General features: G+C 63.1%; 21 protein-coding genes. 15 read left to right on the forward strand and 6 right to left on the reverse strand.

All coding sequences use genetic code 11. The annotated features are described in order from the left end of the window. Window positions 1-10 precede the first annotated feature (10 nt). From RA20_RS06630 to RA20_RS06685, 12 genes are all read left to right on the forward strand, one after another. Window positions 11-565: a CvpA family protein gene (locus RA20_RS06630; protein WP_039125862.1), complete on the forward strand. Its 555-nt coding sequence runs from the start codon at window positions 11-13 to the stop codon at window positions 563-565. Between the two features lie 387 nt (window positions 566-952). Continuing rightward, a complete protein-coding gene (locus RA20_RS06635) occupies window positions 953-1,639 on the forward strand; it encodes a Hint domain-containing protein (protein WP_039125863.1) in 687 nt (228 codons plus the stop codon). 207 nt (window positions 1,640-1,846) lie between these two features. Further along, window positions 1,847-2,179: a GYD domain-containing protein gene (locus RA20_RS06640; RefSeq protein ID WP_039125865.1), complete on the forward strand. Its 333-nt coding sequence runs from the start codon at window positions 1,847-1,849 to the stop codon at window positions 2,177-2,179. Window positions 2,180-2,425: 246 nt separating this feature from the next. After that, complete coding sequence (locus tag RA20_RS26100; protein WP_241482221.1) at window positions 2,426-3,658, forward strand: Hint domain-containing protein; 1,233 nt, start codon at window positions 2,426-2,428, stop codon at window positions 3,656-3,658. A 65-nt stretch (window positions 3,659-3,723) separates the two neighbouring features. Further along, window positions 3,724-4,173: a ribose 5-phosphate isomerase B gene (gene rpiB / locus RA20_RS06650; RefSeq protein ID WP_039125950.1), complete on the forward strand. Its 450-nt coding sequence runs from the start codon at window positions 3,724-3,726 to the stop codon at window positions 4,171-4,173. 384 nt (window positions 4,174-4,557) lie between these two features. Next, entirely contained in the window at window positions 4,558-6,078 is a 1,521-nt protein-coding gene (gene purF, locus RA20_RS06655; RefSeq protein WP_039125867.1) for an amidophosphoribosyltransferase, read from the forward strand. A gap of 159 nt (window positions 6,079-6,237) precedes the next feature. Then, window positions 6,238-6,780: a DUF2199 domain-containing protein gene (locus RA20_RS06660; RefSeq protein ID WP_039125951.1), complete on the forward strand. Its 543-nt coding sequence runs from the start codon at window positions 6,238-6,240 to the stop codon at window positions 6,778-6,780. 132 nt (window positions 6,781-6,912) lie between these two features. Beyond that, window positions 6,913-7,185 carry a hypothetical protein gene (locus RA20_RS06665; protein WP_039125869.1) on the forward strand — a complete coding sequence of 91 codons (273 nt, stop codon included), beginning with the start codon at window positions 6,913-6,915 and terminating at the stop codon, window positions 7,183-7,185. 130 nt (window positions 7,186-7,315) lie between these two features. Continuing rightward, window positions 7,316-7,963 carry an SDR family NAD(P)-dependent oxidoreductase gene (locus RA20_RS06670; RefSeq protein WP_039125871.1) on the forward strand — a complete coding sequence of 216 codons (648 nt, stop codon included), beginning with the start codon at window positions 7,316-7,318 and terminating at the stop codon, window positions 7,961-7,963. Between the two features lie 231 nt (window positions 7,964-8,194). Further along, window positions 8,195-8,989, forward strand: a complete 795-nt coding sequence (surE, locus tag RA20_RS06675; protein ID WP_039125873.1) for a 5'/3'-nucleotidase SurE — start codon at window positions 8,195-8,197, stop codon at window positions 8,987-8,989. An 8-nt stretch (window positions 8,990-8,997) separates the two neighbouring features. After that, window positions 8,998-9,645, forward strand: coding sequence for a protein-L-isoaspartate(D-aspartate) O-methyltransferase (locus RA20_RS06680; protein ID WP_039125875.1), 648 nt, complete (start codon window positions 8,998-9,000; stop codon window positions 9,643-9,645). A 260-nt stretch (window positions 9,646-9,905) separates the two neighbouring features. After that, window positions 9,906-11,159, forward strand: a complete 1,254-nt coding sequence (locus tag RA20_RS06685; protein WP_082017929.1) for a peptidoglycan DD-metalloendopeptidase family protein — start codon at window positions 9,906-9,908, stop codon at window positions 11,157-11,159. A gap of 73 nt (window positions 11,160-11,232) precedes the next feature. Here RA20_RS06685 and RA20_RS06690 read toward each other — a convergent pair whose 3' ends face one another. Both RA20_RS06690 and RA20_RS06695 read right to left on the reverse strand, forming a co-directional pair. Next, entirely contained in the window at window positions 11,233-12,075 is an 843-nt protein-coding gene (locus RA20_RS06690; RefSeq protein WP_039125876.1) for an ATP-binding protein, read from the reverse strand. A gap of 245 nt (window positions 12,076-12,320) precedes the next feature. Next, the gene (locus RA20_RS06695; protein ID WP_039125878.1) at window positions 12,321-12,968 is read right to left on the reverse strand and encodes a glutathione S-transferase family protein; all 648 of its coding nucleotides are present in this window, start codon (window positions 12,966-12,968) and stop codon (window positions 12,321-12,323) included. 89 nt (window positions 12,969-13,057) lie between these two features. On the opposite strand from RA20_RS06695, the gene RA20_RS06700 reads away from it, so the two are divergent. Continuing rightward, entirely contained in the window at window positions 13,058-13,459 is a 402-nt protein-coding gene (locus RA20_RS06700) for a winged helix-turn-helix transcriptional regulator (protein WP_039125880.1), read from the forward strand. A gap of 170 nt (window positions 13,460-13,629) precedes the next feature. Here the strand turns inward: RA20_RS06700 and tatC are convergent, their stop codons facing one another. From tatC to RA20_RS06715, 3 genes are read right to left on the reverse strand one after another with little or no spacing between them, the layout of a single operon-like run. Beyond that, window positions 13,630-14,574 (reverse strand): twin-arginine translocase subunit TatC, encoded by a 945-nt coding sequence (tatC, locus tag RA20_RS06705; RefSeq protein WP_039125882.1) that lies wholly within the window; start codon window positions 14,572-14,574, stop codon window positions 13,630-13,632. Next, entirely contained in the window at window positions 14,571-15,050 is a 480-nt protein-coding gene (tatB, locus tag RA20_RS06710) for a Sec-independent protein translocase protein TatB (RefSeq protein ID WP_039125884.1), read from the reverse strand. Before tatB ends, tatC begins: the two co-directional genes overlap by 4 nt. A 6-nt stretch (window positions 15,051-15,056) precedes the next feature. Continuing rightward, window positions 15,057-15,272: a twin-arginine translocase TatA/TatE family subunit gene (locus tag RA20_RS06715; RefSeq protein WP_039125886.1), complete on the reverse strand. Its 216-nt coding sequence runs from the start codon at window positions 15,270-15,272 to the stop codon at window positions 15,057-15,059. A gap of 226 nt (window positions 15,273-15,498) precedes the next feature. Between RA20_RS06715 and RA20_RS06720 the strand changes: the two genes are divergently transcribed. Together RA20_RS06720 and RA20_RS06725 are read left to right on the forward strand one after the other, a co-directional pair. Continuing rightward, window positions 15,499-15,807 (forward strand): antibiotic biosynthesis monooxygenase family protein, encoded by a 309-nt coding sequence (locus tag RA20_RS06720; RefSeq protein ID WP_039125887.1) that lies wholly within the window; start codon window positions 15,499-15,501, stop codon window positions 15,805-15,807. A gap of 74 nt (window positions 15,808-15,881) precedes the next feature. Next, window positions 15,882-16,556, forward strand: a complete 675-nt coding sequence (locus tag RA20_RS06725; protein ID WP_039125889.1) for a helix-turn-helix transcriptional regulator — start codon at window positions 15,882-15,884, stop codon at window positions 16,554-16,556. A 63-nt stretch (window positions 16,557-16,619) separates the two neighbouring features. Here RA20_RS06725 and RA20_RS06730 read toward each other — a convergent pair whose 3' ends face one another. After that, window positions 16,620-17,471 carry a GNAT family N-acetyltransferase gene (locus RA20_RS06730; RefSeq protein WP_039125891.1) on the reverse strand — a complete coding sequence of 284 codons (852 nt, stop codon included), beginning with the start codon at window positions 17,469-17,471 and terminating at the stop codon, window positions 16,620-16,622. Window positions 17,472-17,492: the final 21 nt, after the last annotated feature.

The raw sequence follows: 17,492 nt of genomic DNA on the forward strand, positions 1-17,492 counted from the left end.
GGCGAGGGACATGGAAGGTTTCACAATCATCGACGGGGTCGTGGCCCTGGTCATTGTCGTATCGGCGCTGCTGGCCTATTCGCGCGGCTTTGTGCGCGAAGCCATGGCCATCGCCGGCTGGATCGCTGCCGGTGTTCTCGCCTTTATCTTTGCGCCGCAGGTCGAACCTCTGATGGCGGAGATCCCGGTTGTTGGCGAATTCATTGCCGACAGCTGCGAACTGTCGATCATCGCCGCCTTTGCAGCCGTGTTTGCCCTGGCGCTGATCGTGGTCTCCTTCTTCACGCCGCTGTTTTCCACCCTGGTGCAGCGCTCTGCGCTTGGCGGACTGGATCAGGGCGCGGGCTTCTTCTTCGGAGTGCTGCGCGGCATCCTTTTGGTGGCCATTGCCTTCTTCCTCTACAACGTGGTTATGACCGGGCAGAGCTTCACAATTGTTGACGAAAGCCGCTCGGCAGAGGTGTTCGAGCGTCTGATCGGCAAGATCGAAGAGCGCAACCCGGAGCAGGCTTTGGGCTGGGTTACCGCGCAGTATGAAGCACTGATCGGCGCCTGCGGCCAGTAATTCATAGGGTTTACCACCAAGAGCTGAACACACGGGCGCCGCACGGGCGCCCGTTTTGCTTTGAATTCAAAGAGTTCACGGAGTTATCCACAAGCGAAGTCCGCCAACGGTTAACAAGGAAAATTTCGATTAACCCTTTGTTAACCAAAAGGAATCGCGATTCGAGGCGGAAATTCAGCCATCGTTAAAACGGCGGCAAATCTTAACAAATCCTCATCCCGCCAGGGTGAAAGGTTAACAATCCTGCCCAAAAGGCGAGTTTTGTCGCCAAAAAATCGTCTCATCCCGAAATGGGACGCAAGCCTGCCCCAATTTGGTCCCAATTCGGCGGCTTGATGGCTTCAACGGCAAAACGCCGGGCCAAAGAAGCTTAGAAGGGGCAACACGATGCAGCTCGATCACACCACAGATTTCGCCGACTTCCTGCCGGTTGATGTGCTGCTGCTGACCAATCCGCTGCCGCAATCGCTGAAGCCTGCTCCGGCGCCGAAGCGCAACCGCCTGCGCAGCGGCGGCTTTCTGCCCTCGACCCTGGTGGAGACCGAAGAAGGCTTCAAGCAGGCCCGCGATGTGAAACCCGGCGACATGGTGTTCACCTTTGACGGCGGCGCCCAGGAAGTGAAATCCGTGAAACACGCGGTGCCGCGCCTGACCACGCTGATGCATGTTCCTGCCGGCGCCCTGGGCAATGACACCGACCTGATGCTGCCCTCGGACCAGAAAGTGGTGCTGGAGATGGAAACCGCCGAGCGCCTGTTCGGCCTGCCGGTTGTCGTCACCAAGCTGATTGCGCTGTCCGGCTACAAGGGCATTGCTCCGGCCGCACCGGAGCGCCTGGGCCGCATCCATTTCGAATTTGCAGAAGAAGAGCTGGTTTGGGCCGAAAGCGGCATGCTGCTGCCTGCTGGTGACGTGGCAGAGGACTCCGCCTTCCACCAGCTGTCCCTGTCCGAGACCCGCCAGGTGCTGGCAAGCGACGAAGGCCGCGCTCTGGCCGAGACCGGCATGGGCGAGGAAGACGCCCGCCTGCCCAGCGCCCTGGACAATCTGCTGGACCGCATCCTGGCGGCCTGACCCGAAGAATTCCCTCCCCCCCCTCGGGCCCGCCTTCGTGCGGGCCTTTCCTTTTTCCGAGCAACCGGTACCACAGCTGCCGGGTCCGGTTGCAAAAGCCAAGCTGACGGAAATGTGATACACTCCTGAATTGGGGGAACCTGCGGGGCTGACTGTGCGGCATCCCGCCACCGGCGGCCCGCTTTTCCACCTCCAGGGAGAGTATGAATGCCTAGGTTTATCGTGACTGGAAATTACACCTCCTCTTCGATGAAGGCGATGGTTGAAAACCCGAGCGACCGCGAAGCTGCGGCCGGCGCGATTGTGGAGGCAGCCGGCGGCACGCTGGAAAGCTTCTATCTGACCACCGGCGACAGCGATTTTGTGATTCATGTGGACATCAATGATGTCACCTCTCTGCTTGCCGGGCTGATCGCAGTCGGTGCCAGCGGCTCGGTCAGCAACTTGAAGACCCAGCGCGCCTTCACCTCGGCTGAGTTTGAAGCGATGCAAAGGAAAGCCGGCCAGATCGCCGGCGCCTACAAGGCACCGGGGAGCTAAGCCCCAAGCCATTGCCGGCGAACAGCAAGGCCCGTGTGACAGCGGGCCTTTTCCTTTGCCCGCCCGCCGGAAAGCCCCGCAGTTCGACCGGCCGGCCCCGGCAGCAAACGGCCCGCCCTGCGGCAAGGCCGCGGATTTACGCTGTTTTCAGCAAATGCGGCTACCCTTGCTCGGGATTTCGCTTCGAACTGTTCGGAAACCGCGGCTGCTCAGCCTGCCTGAAACAGGAAAGACAAGGGGCTCGCTGTGGCCGATCATGTGAACCAGGCACTCTATCTGGGGGTCCACACCAATTTTTACACGGACAGCGGCGCCGGTCTGATTGGATACTCTGTCGGCTCCGCAGGCTCGCCCGCGTATGATACGATCCGGACCGACATCACCCACCATGACTACGGCGGCGACGGCACGGCCTTTTATTCCGACGGCGACGATATCACCTACTCCATCGACGGTGGCGCGGCGACGACCAGCGGTTTCGAAAACACACTGAATATTACCGCGACCATCACCTACGCCGACGGCACACCGGACTACACCGGCGTCTTCATGGTTGACCAGACCGCTGACGGCTCAGTGTTTCTGGTGTCCTGGAGCGATCCCTCAGATCCTGCAAATGCCGCGCTGGTGGCCGGTCCGATTGAATCGATCACAGTCGATAGCGTCGGCATCTACGATTCCAACATGGGCGACTCCCTGCCCAATGCCGGGGTCATGTTTGTGTGCTTCGCCCAAGGCACGCTTATCGGTACCGGCCCGGGCCGCAGCAAACGGGTAGAAGATCTCTCCGCCGGAGATGCTGTACAGACCCGCGATCACGGGCTGCAAACGGTGCGCTGGATCGGCTGTCGGCGCCTGCAGCTGCACACATCGCCGAATATGCAGCCGGTCCGGCTCTCAGCCGGCTCCCTTGGCGAAGGTCTCCCCTTGAGGGACCTGATTGTCTCGCCGCAGCACCGGATGCTTGTCCGGTCCCGCATCGTCCAAAGGATGTTCGGCGTGGAGGAAGTGCTGTGCCCGGCAACAAAGCTCACGGCCCTGCCCGGCGTGCAGCCCGCCGCGGAACTTGCATCGGTCACCTACTTCCACATCCTTCTCGACCGGCATGAGGTCATCTTTGCCGAAGGCGCCCCGGCGGAAAGCATGTTTCTGGGGCCGCAAGCCAGGATAATGGCAGGAGAGGAGGCGTGGGCGGAGATCTCCAGCCTGTTTCCCGAAGCGGCCTGCGAGGGGTTCCAGCCGGCCCCGGCGCGGCTCCTGGCCAGCGGGTCCAGCGCATCCGGCCTGGCGTGGCGCCACGCCAGGAACCGGAAACCGCTGTTGTGCTTCGACCGCTGCGGCCATCGCAAGCCGGCAGAGACCTATGTGATCTCAGCCGCAGAACCGGGGCACACCCGTGCTCTTGCGCGCGGGCCCGCCGCCTTCCGGCTGCGGAAAACCCGGCCTGCCTATGTTATCTTGTCGCAAGCTGGATTATGACGGCCGGGAACACCTTGATCCCGGGCCGCCGCGCCCCGGCCTTCCACGAACAGGACATCTTCGCCATGACTGCCAGCAAACGCATTGCCCTCTCCAGCGACCATGCCGCCATCGAACTGCGCCAGGCCGTTGCCGCGCATATCGCCGCCAATGGCTGGGAGGTCGAGGACATCGGCCCGACCTCTCCGGAAAGCACCCACTATCCCAAGCATGGCGAGGCCGCTGCACGCCTGGTGGCTTCCGGCGACTGCGGTCTGGGTATCGTGCTTTGCGGCACTGGCCAGGGCATCATGATGGCTGCCAACAAGGTCAAGGGCATCCGCTGCGGCGTCTGCGCGGACACATTTTCGGCCGCTATGATCCGCCAGCACAACAATGCCAACATGCTGTCGATCGGCGCCCGCGTCGTCGGTGAGGGTCTGGCGCTGGACATCGTCGACGCCTTCCTGAATGCCGAATTCGAAGGCGGCCGCCACGCCACCCGCGTGGAGATGATCGAAGCCCTGGAAGGCTAACGCCCGAAGACCGCGGGCGGCCTTCTGCGGCCGCCTGCGCTGCCACCGCCGCCGCGGTGCAGCAAGGATTTGTGATCCTTTGATGACAGATCGCTAGAAAGCCTCTATGTGAGGGCCGGAACAGGAAACGGATTCGGAGCCACACCGCCTTGCCGCTGCTGCAGACGCTGCCCGCCTGCCATCGTGGACATGAAGCGACGCGCCTCGCGCGTGCTGCCGTGCACCCGAATGGCACGATGGCCCCGGCCCGTTTTCAGCGTGACGGCCATGGCGGACCCAAGGCCTCCCGGTTGGCGCGCGCATGGGGAAATGCGCTAGACTGCCAGCCGAGCCGCTTCCATCAGCAACCGAACAGCAAAGCCTAAGTGGGATTGGAGCCAGCCAATGTGCGGGATTTTGGGGATCGCAAGCCGGGACACGGATGTCTTTGCGGAGATTTATGACGGCCTTCTGATGCTGCAGCACCGCGGCCAGGACGCTTCGGGGATCGTCACCTACACCGGCGAATTCTTCCGCGAGCGCAAGGCCAACGGGCTGGTCAAGGATGTGTTCGGCCCCGCCGACGCCGAAACCCTGACCGGCCGCGTCGGCATGGGCCACGTGCGCTACCCCACTGCAGGCTCGCTGAGCGCGGCGGAAGCACAGCCGTTCTTTGTGAACGCACCCTACGGCATCTACCTGGTGCACAACGGCAATATCACCAACACCGCCGAGCAGCGCGAAAAGGTGACCGGCAAATACAGCCGCCATCTGCGCACCACCTCGGATTCGGAGATCCTGCTGAACGTGCTGGCCGACAAGGTCGCCGATGCGATCAAAGTGAACGGCAACGCCGAACCGATCCGCAACATTTTTGCCGGCGTGAAGATGACCATGGAGCGGGTCCAGGGCGCCTATTCGGTGATCTGCATGGTGGCCGGTGTTGGCATGCTGGCGTTCCGCGACCCCCACGGCATCCGCCCGCTGTCCGTTGGCAAGCGCGCCGCGCAAAGCGGCGGCGAAGACTTCTGCTTTGCCTCGGAAGATGTGGCGTTCGGTATCAACGGCTTTGAGAAAATCCGCGACGTGAAGCCGGGCGAAGCGATCCTGGTCGACCTGGACGGCAATATGCATGAGTTCCAGGCGGTCGAGGGCAAGCTCACCCCCTGCATCTTCGAATACGTCTATCTGGCGCGCCCCGATTCCATGATGGACGGCGTTTCGGTCTACAAGACCCAGCTGCGCATGGGCCAGGCGCTGGCCAAGCAGATCCAGGACGCGGGCCTGGAAATCGACAGCATCATCCCGGTGCCTGATTCGGCTCGCCCGGTGGCGCTGGAAGTGGCCAATGCCACCGGCATCCGCTACCGCGAAGGGCTGGTGAAGAACCGCTACGTCGGCCGTACCTTCATCATGCCGGGCCAGGCGGAGCGGCAGAAATCGGTGCGCCGCAAGCTGAACGCGATCCCGCTGGAGTTCAAGGACCGCAACGTGCTGCTGATCGACGATTCCATCGTGCGCGGCAACACCATCAAGAAGATCGTGCAGATGTGCCGCGAGGCCGGCGCCAAGAAGGTCTATATCGCCTCTGCCTCGCCGCCGGTGGTCTACCCCAACGTTTATGGCATCGACATGCCCACCAAGCATGAGCTGATCGCAAACGGCCTCAGCATCGAGGAAATCCGCGAAGAGCTGGGGGCGGACGCGCTGTTCTACCAGAAGCTTGAGGACCTGATCTGGGCCGCCCAGGAAGGCAACCCGGATATCGAGGGCTTCGATTGCTCCTGCTTTGACGGCAATTACATCACCGGCGTCACCGGCGAGTATCTGGACGCGCTGGAAAACAGCAGCCGGGTCAGCGCCAAGATCAAGGACATGCCGGCCCCCGGCGCCTCCTGGAACGCCTCCAAACTGGCCGCCGGCTAAAGCGCCCCGCCTCCCGCACAGGGAGGGGTTTGAACTTCCGGCGGCTTCCGCGTATGAGGGCCGCCAACTGTGCATCGGAGAGGCGCTGGCCGTGAGGGTCCGCGCCTTTTCCTATGCTTCCCGATGAAAGGCCGCCCCTTGGACCCGCATCTCGCCCGCATGCTGACTTCTCCGCGCCAGTGCCGCTGCTGCGGCGCCACTTTTGCGCAGCTGCTCAGCCTGTCCTGCGACCGGCCCGACATCTGCCCCGAGGATATGGAGGTTGAGGACAACTCTGCCGTCCTGGCCACCCGCGGCGATATCCTGACTGATGATTTCTGCCGCCTCGGCGACCTGCGCTTCATCCGCGCCGTGCTGGCGGTGCCGCTGGCGGGCAGCCGCGGCGAGGAGTTCATCCTCGGCACCTGGGCCAGCCTCAGCCGCGATGACTTCGACGCCTATCTGGATCTGTTCGAGATGCGCGAGACCGAAAAACTCGGCGACCGCCCGGCCTGGCTTGCCAATGCGATCCCGCCGGACATGCCGATGCCCGCGGGCTGCATGCTGGAGATGCGCCCCGGCGGCCAGTACCCCGAGCTGAAGGTCAGCGAGCAGAACCACCCGCTCTACCCGCTGCAAAAGGACGGCGCCACGCTGGAGGAGCTGCTGGAGCTTCTTTTTGCGTATGGCCACGACCTGCCTTCGCTGGTTTTTGATGCCTGACACAGTTTTTCCGGCTCAGCCTCACACATCCTGAAGCGGCAATCCGCGGCATCCCGCCGATGCACTGCGCACGGCCTTGAAGCCTGGCCCTTGCTCCCCCAGATACGCCCGGATCTTTTGGGGAAGAACGATATGGCAAATGCAAAAGCAGCTGAACGCACCTCTGCCAAGGTGGCGGGGCTGGCAACCCAGGACAACGCGGTGAACCGCAACGGCCTGAGCCTGCTGGGGTTGTTTGGGCCCGAAGACAGCCTGACCGCGCTGGTGCGCATGCCGTCAGGCCGCACCCGCAAGGTGACCCGCGGCAGCCGTCTGTCGTCGGGCCGGGTGGTAGCGATCGACGCACAGGGGCTGGTGCTGAGTTCAAACGGCGAAACCAAACGTCTGGCCATGCCCGGCGGCTGACGCGCCTGCGCAAATTTCTTCAAAGAAATTTGCCAAGAATTTTGAAAATTCTTGGCTGCACGGCAAGCACTGGCAGCCGGTTCAGCCGCCGCCTCTTGACCTGCCCGGCGCTGCACCGCAAGAAGGCGCCATGACAGAAAAGCTTGCTCTCATCACCGGCGCCTCCCGCGGCCTTGGCAGTGCACTTGCCGAGGCGCTTGCGCCCACCCATCACATCGTCGCCGTCGCCCGCACCACCGGCGCCCTCGAAGAACTCGACGACCGGATCAAGGCAGCCGGCGGCAGCGCCACGCTGGCGCCGATGGACATCACGGTTCCGGACGCCATGGCGACGCTCTGCCGTGGCATCCACGACCGCTGGGGCAAGCTGGACCTGTGGCTGCACACGGCGATCCACGCCACCGCCCTGTGTCCGGCGCCTTCGGTTGCAGCCAAGGACTGGGCCAAGGCCGTTGCCATCAACGCCACTGCCGCATCGGTTCTGATTCCCTATGTTGCGCCGCTCCTGGGCCAGACAGGGCAAGCAGTGTTTTTCGACGACCCCAGAGCGGGCGAAAAATTCTACGGCACCTATGGCGCCACCAAGGCCGCGCAGATGGCGCTGGCCCGCAGCTGGCAGGCTGAAACCGAACGCACCGGCCCGCAGGTCAAAATCCTGGAGCCGCAGCCGATGGCCACTGCCCTGCGCGCCCGCTTCCATCCAGGCGAGGACCGCGACGCCCTCACCCCGATCCAGGACGAGGCCGCGCGCCTGCTGCCGCAGATCCTGGCAAGCTGACACCTGCTGACGGCCCCGCGCCGCGCCCCCGGCGCGGCGCCCGGCCCAACGCTTGGGACGGCATCTTTGATGCAGCCCCAGGGGCGGGAGCCGCCCCCTGCCCCGCGTGCCTGTTGCCTCCCTGCCCGCTTTTCCTGTCTTGCCCTCCGGCTGCGGCGAAAGACTTGCCCCCTTTCCGTGCAAGTCCTATTCAATCCGGAACACGGTTGATAACAGCAGGCAGCTACACCGATGCGCATTCTGATCACCAATGACGACGGCATCAGCGCCGAAGGGCTCACCATCCTCGAGGCCATTGCCCAAGAGGTCGCAGGCCCGGACGGCGAAGTCTGGACCGTAGCCCCGGCCTTTGAGCAATCCGGTGTCGGCCATTGCATCAGCTACACGCGCCCCACCATGCTCAGCCAGCTGGGAGAGCGCCGCTTTGCCGCCGAAGGCTCGCCTGCCGACTGCGTGCTGGCAGGCCTGCACGTGGTCATGCAGGGCAAACGGCCTGACCTGGTGCTGTCGGGCGTGAACCGCGGCAACAACTCAGCCGAAAACGCGCTTTACTCCGGCACCCTGGGCGCCGCCATGGAAGCCGCGCTGCAGGGCGTGCCGGCAATGGCGCTGTCGCAGTACTACGGGCCTGCCAACCGGGAGACTGACAACCCGTTTGAGGCCTCTGCCGTGCATGGCGCGGGATTGGTGAAGAAGATCCTGGCCGCAATGCCGCAGGACAGCCAGGACTACCGGCTGTTTTACAATATCAACTTCCCGCCGCAGCCCGCTGCCGGCGTCAAAGGCACCCGCGTGGCGACCCAGGGCTTCCGCCGCGGCAGCCATTTCGCAGCCGAGCCGAAACTGTCGCCCTCCGGCCGCCGCTACCTGTGGATCCGCGGCGGCGACCAGCAGGTCCAGACGCTCCCCGGCTCAGACGCGGCACTCAACATGGATGGCTATATCTCGGTCACACCGATGCGTGCAGACCTAACCGCCCGCGATGCCCTGGATGCGCTGAAGGCCGTTGAATGGACGGGAGAGTGAACGCAGCCATGAGCGGCCCGGATCCGGAAACCAAGATGCAATTTGTCTACTCGGTGCGCTCGCGCGGGGTGACGGACCAGAAGGTGCTGGAAGCGATCGAGGAGATCGACCGCGGGCTGTTCGTCCGCGGTATCTTCTCAGAGCGCGCCTATGAAGACGTGCCGCTGCCGATTTCCTGCGGCCAGACCATTTCTCAGCCCTCGGTGGTCGGCATGATGACTCAGGCGCTGCAAATCAACCCGCGCGACACCGTGCTGGAAGTCGGCACCGGCTCCGGCTACCAGGCGGCAATCCTGTCGAAGCTGGCGCGCCGGGTCTATACCATCGACCGCCACGCCCGGCTGGTGCGCGAAGCCCGCCAGGTGTTCGATCAGCTGCAGCTTGCCAATGTGACCTCGCTGGTCGGTGACGGCAGCCACGGGCTGACCGAGCAGGCGCCGTTCGACCGCATCATCGTGACCGCCGCTGCCGAGGACCCGCCGGGCCCCCTGCTCGCGCAGCTCAAACCCGGCGGCATCATGGTGCTGCCGGTCGGCCAGTCCGACCATGTGCAAACCCTGATCCGGGTCCGCAAAACCGAGGACGGGCTCGACTATGATGAGTTGCGCCCGGTGCGTTTTGTGCCGCTGCTCGAAGGCCTGGGCAAGGACAGCTAGCGGCAGGCGTAAAAGAGCCGCTCCAAGGATTTTCAAAAATCCTTGGCAAATTTCTTCGAAGAAATTTGTGTCTTTCTGCAGCAGCGTCAGATGATCATCTGGCCGCCGTGCGGCTCGATACAGCTGCTGGAATTGAATTCAGCCGGCGCCGGCCCTACATTGGCGGCGGATTTCAGCCGCCCTCCCTGATATGTGGGCTATAGTGATTGACGCGAGCGAATCCCCGCGAAAAAGGGGAAGCGTGTTTTGAGGAGAGCAAAATGACCCGGACCACTCCCGCCCGGACCGTATTCCGCGGCCTGCCCCGTTTGATACTGCCGCGGGCCCGGATGCTCGCGGCGTTGCCGCTGGCAGGGGTGCTGGCCGCCTGCCAGAGCCCGCTGGATTATGACTTGCGCGGCCAGATCGGCGCCTTCAACACCGCCGGAGCCGCGCAGTCCGCCACGTCGAACCGGCCGTCGCCGGATTCCCGCGGGCTGATCACCTACCCGTCCTACCAGGTGGCGGTGGCGCGGCGCGGCGACACCGTCTCCGATGTGGCCGCCCGGATCGGCCTGCCGCCTGAGGAAGTCGCAAAGTTCAACGGCATGCAAAGCAGCGACGCGATGCGCCAGGGCGAAGTTCTGGCGCTGCCGCGCCGGGCTCCCGACAGCCTGCCTGCAGATGCCAGTGCAGCTCCCGGCTCAGTGGACATCGCCACCCTGGCGGGCCAGGCAATCGACACTGCGCCGCTGACCTCCCCCAACCCGGGATCGGTCACCCCCACCACCATCCAGCCGGTGCCGCAGCCCAAGCCCGCGGTGGTGCAGGAAGGGCCGGAACCGGTCCGCCACAAGGTGAAGCGCGGCGAGACCGCCTATACCATTTCGCGGCTCTATCAGGTGCCGGTGAAATCACTGGCGGAATGGAACGGCCTGGGCAGCGACTTCGGCGTGCGCGAAGGCCAGTACCTGCTGATCCCGCTGAAGGAAGAGCCTGCGCCGGAACTGACCCCTGCCGCGGCCGCCCCCGCGGCCGTGACTGAGCCAGGCGCAGGCAGCGCAACCCCGGTGCCGCCCAGCGCCAGCCAGCCGCTCCCTGACGAAGAGGTTGCGCCGGCTGCAGAAGTACCGGCTGCAGAGACCCTGCCCAAGCCGGAACTGCCGGAACCCAGCCGCCGGAACGATGCCGCCATGGCCTACCCGGTGCAGGGCAAGATCATCAAGACCTACTCCAAGGGCCGCAATGACGGCATCGACATTGCCGCCGCCGCCGGCGCGCCGGTCAATGCTGCCGAAGCCGGCACCGTCGCCGCCATCACCAAGGATTCCAACAACGTGCCGATCGTGGTGATCCGCCACAGCCAGAAGCTTCTGACGGTCTATCAGAACGTTGGCAATATCACCGTGAAGAAAGGTGAAAGCGTGGTCCGCGGCCAGCGCATCGCCTCGCTGCGCGAAGGCGACGATGCCTATGTGCATTTCGAGGTGCGCGACGGGTTCGAAAGCATCGACCCGCTGAATTACCTGAACTGACGGCGCTACAGTATTGTTAACACGAAAAAGCCCGGCTGTTCCGCCGGGCTTTTTCTTTGCTGCTGCAGCCTGATCAGCGCAGCGCCACCCCATGGCGTCCGGCCAGATCGGTGAAGAACTGCCAGGCAACCCGGCCAGACCGCGAACCGCGTGTCGCCTGCCATTCGATCGCCTCGGCGCGCACGGTGTCTTCGTCCGCCTCAACCCCGTAGGCCGCGCAATAGCGCGAGATCATTGCCAGGTATTCATCCTGGTCGCAGGGGTGGAAACCCAGCCACAGGCCAAACCGGTCGGACAGCGACACTTTCTCCTCCACCGCCTCGGATGGATTGATGGCACTGGAGCGCTCGTTCTCGATCATGTCGCGCGGCATCAGGTGGCGGCGGTTGGAGGTGGCGTAGAACACCACATTCTCGGGCCGCCCCTCAATGCCGCCGTCCAGCACCGCCTTGAGGCTCTTGTAGTGCTGGTCGTCATGACTGAAGGACAGGTCATCGCAGAACAGGATGAAGCGGTGCGCCGAACCGCGCAGGTGGTTCAGAAGCCGCGCCACCGAGGGCAGATCCTCGCGCTGCAGCTCCACCAGTTTCAGCTGCGGGTGATCCCCGGCCAGCGACCCGTGCACGGCTTTCACCAGGCTCGATTTCCCCATCCCGCGCGCGCCCCACAGCAGCGCGTTGTTGGCAGCAAACCCCTGCGCAAAGCGGCGGGTGTTGTCCAGGAGCGTATCGCGGGAGCGGTTGATGCCCACCAGCAGGTCCAGATCAACCCGGTTGACGCTCTCGACCGGCTCCAGCCGCTCCGGCCCCACATGCCAGACAAAGGCGGAGGCCGCGTTGAAATCGGGTGTCTCCAGAGGCGCCGGAGACATCCGCTCCAGTGCCTCGGCAATGCGGGTCAATGCGATCTGGTCCATGGGCTGCCTCCGTCCGTTAGCTGACGGATTTCAAAGCATGTTCGCGAGGGGGCGGCAAGGGGGTGGCGCAAGTTGGCCCGGGCTGCGCGAAAAGCAGGCCTGCGGCGGGATGCACAATATGCCGCTGCCCCCGGGAAACGCGTCCCTTCGGCCCTGCGACCAGGCACGGCAAGAGATCCCGGCGCCGGCCAGCAGAAACCTGTTTCGAGACATCTGCCGGCCCATAAATGGCCATAGCCCCGGCTTTACGAAGGGATTTTTCCGACCTCGCCCGGTTTCGGCATTGTTGACGCCCAATTGGGATTGTCACGCAAACGGTCGTAAAAACGGACCAGGTTCGGGAAGCGGTTCCAGTCAATTGGAACCAGTTGCTGGAACATCTCCACATGGCCAAGCGCATAGTCCGCAATGGTCCAACTATCTCCGGCAACAAAATCCCTATCGGCTAGATGCTGGTCGAGTATGGGCCCATATCTGTCAAAACGCTCAGTGAAATAGTCGATGACAGGCTGGTTAATGTCAGAACTTCCCAAAAATTTCGGTTTCGCAACGGCTTCGAACGCCACGGCTCCGAGGGCCTTGTTGTAATGAGCCAGGTCCCAGCAAAGCCATTTCATAACCGTTGCCCGCCCGGCTGGATCTGTTGGCAACAGAGTTTGGCCAGGCGTCGTTTCGCAGAGATAGACGTTGATGGCATTGGATTCCCACAGGACCAGATCACCATCGACCAGTGTCGGAGCAAGCCCGTTAGGATTGAGCGCAAGATACTCTTCAGTCCGGTTTTGCCCCCCAAAGATATCCAGCCACTCAATCTCCGGTGAAATCCCGAGGTGGTTCACCACAGACAGAACCTTCCTGCCATTGGGGGAACCATTGATCAGATAAAGTTTCATGTTTTTCTCCTTAAACCAAATCACTTTCTTTTGGTAAGCGTTTAGGGCGATTACTTCCCTTTGGCAAGTGTTTGTGGTAGCTCGTTGCCATGACCAAGACCCTCCGCTCCTCTTGTCCAATCAACTACTGCCTGGAGCAATTTGGCGACACATGGAGTCTCATTGTGGTGCGGGACATCGTGTTCAACGGAAAATCCACCTTTGGCGACTTCATGGAGTCCGCTGAAGGGATATCCTCGAAGCTTTTGTCAAACCGTTTGGGGCGTCTGGTTGAAACGGGCATTCTGGCAAAAGAAAAAGATGCTCTGAACGGCCGCATCTATCGGTACAGTTTGACGGCCAAGGGAAAAGAGCTTTTGCCAATTCTGCATGCGATGATTGTTTGGGGTGCGGAGCACGGCAGCCAGAATCCGCAACTCTTGGCATGGGCCCGCGAACTCAAGCGTGATCCGGCAGAAGCTGATCAGGAAGCGTTGCAAAAGCCCAAGTAGCACAATGGCCAGGGCCGCCATTGGGAACAGCGATGCTCGCCTTCGGGGCAGATGGGCAATCGTGATCCCGGTAGCGTTTCTGTTCCCCGCCTTGGCCGGGAAATTACGTTCCTGCAAACAAAAAAGCGCGCCATCCCTGGCGCGCCTTTCATTTTCAAACCGGCTCCGGCTTACTTGTCCTTGCCGTCCTCGGCATCGAACTCGGCCATCAGCGGATCATCGGGATGGGCGTCCATCTCGTCTTCATCGTCATAATAGCCATCCGCCCGCAGCTGTGCCTCACGCTTCTTCTCAACCCGTCCGACAAGGAAGATCGAGATCTCGTAGAGCCCGTAGACCACGGTGAACAGAATGATCTGGGTGATCACATCCGGCGGGGTCACCAGCGCTGCCAGCACCAGAATCGCCACCACCGCGTATTTGCGGACCGAGCCCAGGCCTTCGGCGCTCACCAGCCCGGCCTTGCCCATCAGCGTCAGCAGCACCGGCAGCTGGAAGCACAGGCCAAAAGCCATGATGAACTTGAGCGTGATGTCGAGCGATTCATTCACTTTGCCGAAGAAGGTGATTCTCACCCCTTCCGAGGTTTCCGGCACCACTGCGACCTCGGCAGGCACCTCGCCGGTGGCCGCGGACAGCAGGTTGGCAAAAATCGAACTGACATCTGCAAAGCCCAGGAAGAACTGCATTGCAAGCGGCGTGACGACAAACTGGGCAAAAGACGCGCCCAGCAGGAACATGAACGGCGACGCAATCAGGAACGGCAGAAAGGCGCCCTTTTCGCTCTTGTACAGTCCCGGCGCCACAAACCGCCAAAGCTGGAAGCCGATCACCGGGAACGACAGGGCAAAACCGAACACCATCGAGATCCGGAACAGCGTGAACAGATACTCCTGCGGAGAGGTGTACTGCAGCGTCGGCGACGGGTCGCCCAGATCGCGCAGCGTTTGCTCGATCGGCCCCACCAGGAACTGAAGGATCGGCTCGGCCACGGTAAAGGCCAGCACAATCCCCACGGCAAAGGCAAGGACAGAGCGGATCAGCCGCGTGCGCAGTTCGGCAAGATGCTCGATCAGCGGCGCGGTTGAGTCGTCGATCTCATCCGTTTTGCTCATGATTTGGCCTCTTCTTCCGCTTTTGGCTCCGCAGGTGCCAGCGCGGCCTCGTATTCTTCCGCCTTGGCCAGCGCCTCCTCAGCCTCGCGCGCCTTGCGCTCGGCGGCAGCACGCGCAGTCGATGCCTGGATCTTCTTGGCATTTTCAGCGCGTTCCGCGGCCAGTTTGCCGGTCTCGCTTTCGGGGTCGTATTTGGTGGGATCAATCGACGACGCCATCTCCTGCGCCGCCTGCTTGACCCCGTCCATGGCCGTGCCCACCGGGTTGGCAGCCGCCTTCAGACCCTTGGCGACATCATTGACTCCGGCATCATCCGCCGCGTCATGCATCGCCCGGCTGAACTCGCGCGCCATGCCCTTGGCCTTGCCCACAAACCGCCCGACGTTGCGGAACAGCATGGGCAGGTCCTTGGGGCCGACGACGATCAGCGCCACCACGCCGATGACCAGCAGTTCGGTCCACCCAAGATCGAACATGGGGCCTTACGCCTTGTCTTTTTCGGTCTCGGGCGTGACGTCCTTGGCCTCGGCGGCGGCGTCCTCTTCCAGCTCCTTGGTGCCTTCGTTGATGCCCTTCTTGAAGGAGGTGATGCCTTTGCCGACTTCGCCCATCAGCGAGGAAATCTTGCCGCGGCCGAACAGGACCAGGACGACGACAGCGATCAGCAGAATGCCGGGAAGGCCGATGTTGTTGAGCATGAGAGAACTCCTTTTTTCTTGCAGCGCCGGATACAAGGCGCCGGTCTTTTCCGTTGCAACGGGTGTAGCGCGCGTGCGGCGCCAAGCGGAAGCGCTTCGCCATTCGCAATACGCTTACGCCGGGCAGAATCCACGAAAATTGCAGCCGCCCCGCATCCAACTGACAGGTTTATGTCAGTTGATGGGCGGTAAATCCAGCCCATCACAGCAAACAAGGAGAGACGTGATGAGCAAACATGTGGCCGAAATCGTGACCTTTGAACTGGCCGAGGGCGTCAGCCAGGCGGATTTTGTCGCCCTGAGCCAGGCCAGCGAAGCCTTTGTCCGGGCACAACCCGGCTTTCTGCACCGTCAGCTCAGCCGCGGCGCAGACGGGCGCTGGACCGACTACGTGGTCTGGGAAGACATGGAAACAGCGCAAACCGTGGCAGCCGAATTCCACAAGCAGGACTTCTGCGCCGGTCTGATGAAAGCCATTGCCGACGGCAGTGCAAACATGCGCCATGAAGAGGTGCTGTGGGACATGGCCTCCTGAAAACGGCGCGGCACCCGCATCGCGCCGGGTGCCGCTCTTGACCTTGCCCCCCTGCCCGCGCCAAGGCTAGTCCCATGCGCCGCACCGACCGCCTTTTCGAAATCATCCAGATCCTGCGCGACGGGAAGCTGCACCGCGCCCAGGACATTGCCGAGCGGCTGGAGGTCTCCACCCGCACCATCTACCGCGACATGGACACGCTGGCGGCCTCCGGCGTGCCGGTCGAGGGGGAGCGCGGCGTCGGCTATTTGGTGCGCGAGCAGATCAGCCTGCCGCCGCTGACCCTCACACCGGAGGAGCTGGAGGCGCTGAACCTCGGCATGGCCATCGTCGCCGAAGCGGCGGACCCGGACCTCAAATCCGCCGCTTTGTCGCTGGCCTCGAAAATCGACGCCGTGCTGCCGGAACAGACCATTGCCGAGGCGGATGCCTGGAAATTCGCTGTCTACCCGTTCTCGGACGCCGCCCGCGCCCTGGCCCATATGCCGACTTTGCGCGCCGCGATCAAAGCCCGGCAGAAACTGCAGCTCAGCTACCGCCGCATCGACGGCACCCTGACCCAGCGCAGGATCCGCCCGCTGCACATGGAATACTGGGGCCGGGTCTGGACCCTCACCGCCTGGTGCGAAACCCGAAACGCCTTCCGCGTCTTCCGGGTCGATCTCATCGAGGACGCTTCCGCCCTGCCCGAACTTTTTGTCGACGAACCCGGCAAACGGTTGCAGGACTACGATCCTTACGGTTCCTGATACCGCTTCTTTCTGGTTCCAAATACCCCGGGGGAGCCGCCAAAGGCGGCGGGGGCAGCGCCCCTAACCCAGCTCAAAACTTGTGACGCCGTAAATCATCGGCAGTTCCAGCTGCGGCGCCTCCCCGCGGTACATCCGTGCGGTCTCAAACACCGGCTCCAGCCCCAGAGACTGCGCCACTCGTACCGCTTCTGCATGGGGTTCCGGCACATCCAAAAACACCTCCTGCCCCTCAGGCAGATCCTGCAGCAGCCGCGCCAGCACTGCCTCCGCAGCCTCCCGCGACGCCGCAACCAGCGGCCCGATCTTATACCCGCTGCGGCAGGGGCGCAGGGTGCCGAACCCTTCCATGACACCATCCCGGCAAGCAGCATAGGCGTGATGCCCCTCAGCGCTCAGCCACTGCGCCCAGAACATGCCCCGCTGCACAGGGAATACGCGGCCGTCCAGCGCCTCCAGCCCTGCCGCAGGCTCCGCCAGCAGCAGCAGGTCGAAGCCTGCGCCAGCCGCCAGCGCGCCTGCCGGAACGCCGCCAAAGCGGATATTGCGGTACGCCAATTCAAAGCCTGAACGGCGGTAGTTCTCCTGCTGATCCACCACCCCGTCGAGCCCCACTGTGCGGGGTCCAGCATGTTCCAGCGCCTTCTGCCACAGCGCGTAGCCATAGCCCTGGCCGCGGTGCTCCGGCGCCACGATATAGAAGCCAAGAAACGCAAAGCTGCTGCCGTAGTTCACCACCGAGATGCAAGCGATCATCTGCCCGTTCAGGAAACCGCCCCAGAATCCTTCCGGGTCAACGGCACCAAAGCAGGCCGCGTCCTGATCACCGGGATTCCAGCCCTCCAGCGCCGCCCACTCCACAGCGGCCCGGATTTCCGCAGGCGTCAAAGCCCGGATGTCATAGCCGTCCTGCATCTGCACCTCCTGTCACTCTGG

It is taken from the genome of Leisingera sp. ANG-Vp, from assembly GCF_000813725.1.
Lineage (GTDB): Bacteria > Pseudomonadota > Alphaproteobacteria > Rhodobacterales > Rhodobacteraceae > Leisingera.

What these genes read in the sequence shown, in the direction of transcription:
- RA20_RS06630 (WP_039125862.1), top strand. Translation starts at nt 11, where the DNA reads ATGGAAGGTTTCACAATCATCGACGGGGTCGTGGCCCTGGTCATTGTC.
- RA20_RS06635 (WP_039125863.1), top strand. Translation starts at nt 953, where the DNA reads ATGCAGCTCGATCACACCACAGATTTCGCCGACTTCCTGCCGGTTGAT.
- RA20_RS06640 (WP_039125865.1), top strand. Translation starts at nt 1,847, where the DNA reads ATGCCTAGGTTTATCGTGACTGGAAATTACACCTCCTCTTCGATGAAG.
- rpiB (WP_039125950.1), top strand. Translation starts at nt 3,724, where the DNA reads ATGACTGCCAGCAAACGCATTGCCCTCTCCAGCGACCATGCCGCCATC.
- purF (WP_039125867.1), top strand. Translation starts at nt 4,558, where the DNA reads ATGTGCGGGATTTTGGGGATCGCAAGCCGGGACACGGATGTCTTTGCG.
- RA20_RS06660 (WP_039125951.1), top strand. Translation starts at nt 6,238, where the DNA reads ATGCTGACTTCTCCGCGCCAGTGCCGCTGCTGCGGCGCCACTTTTGCG.
- RA20_RS06665 (WP_039125869.1), top strand. Translation starts at nt 6,913, where the DNA reads ATGGCAAATGCAAAAGCAGCTGAACGCACCTCTGCCAAGGTGGCGGGG.
- RA20_RS06670 (WP_039125871.1), top strand. Translation starts at nt 7,316, where the DNA reads ATGACAGAAAAGCTTGCTCTCATCACCGGCGCCTCCCGCGGCCTTGGC.
- surE (WP_039125873.1), top strand. Translation starts at nt 8,195, where the DNA reads ATGCGCATTCTGATCACCAATGACGACGGCATCAGCGCCGAAGGGCTC.
- RA20_RS06680 (WP_039125875.1), top strand. Translation starts at nt 8,998, where the DNA reads ATGAGCGGCCCGGATCCGGAAACCAAGATGCAATTTGTCTACTCGGTG.
- RA20_RS06685 (WP_082017929.1), top strand. Translation starts at nt 9,906, where the DNA reads ATGACCCGGACCACTCCCGCCCGGACCGTATTCCGCGGCCTGCCCCGT.
- RA20_RS06690 (WP_039125876.1), bottom strand. Translation starts at nt 12,075, where the DNA reads ATGGACCAGATCGCATTGACCCGCATTGCCGAGGCACTGGAGCGGATG.
- RA20_RS06695 (WP_039125878.1), bottom strand. Translation starts at nt 12,968, where the DNA reads ATGAAACTTTATCTGATCAATGGTTCCCCCAATGGCAGGAAGGTTCTG.
- RA20_RS06700 (WP_039125880.1), top strand. Translation starts at nt 13,058, where the DNA reads ATGACCAAGACCCTCCGCTCCTCTTGTCCAATCAACTACTGCCTGGAG.
- tatC (WP_039125882.1), bottom strand. Translation starts at nt 14,574, where the DNA reads ATGAGCAAAACGGATGAGATCGACGACTCAACCGCGCCGCTGATCGAG.
- tatB (WP_039125884.1), bottom strand. Translation starts at nt 15,050, where the DNA reads ATGTTCGATCTTGGGTGGACCGAACTGCTGGTCATCGGCGTGGTGGCG.
- RA20_RS06715 (WP_039125886.1), bottom strand. Translation starts at nt 15,272, where the DNA reads ATGCTCAACAACATCGGCCTTCCCGGCATTCTGCTGATCGCTGTCGTC.
- RA20_RS06720 (WP_039125887.1), top strand. Translation starts at nt 15,499, where the DNA reads ATGAGCAAACATGTGGCCGAAATCGTGACCTTTGAACTGGCCGAGGGC.
- RA20_RS06725 (WP_039125889.1), top strand. Translation starts at nt 15,882, where the DNA reads ATGCGCCGCACCGACCGCCTTTTCGAAATCATCCAGATCCTGCGCGAC.
- RA20_RS06730 (WP_039125891.1), bottom strand. Translation starts at nt 17,471, where the DNA reads ATGCAGGACGGCTATGACATCCGGGCTTTGACGCCTGCGGAAATCCGG.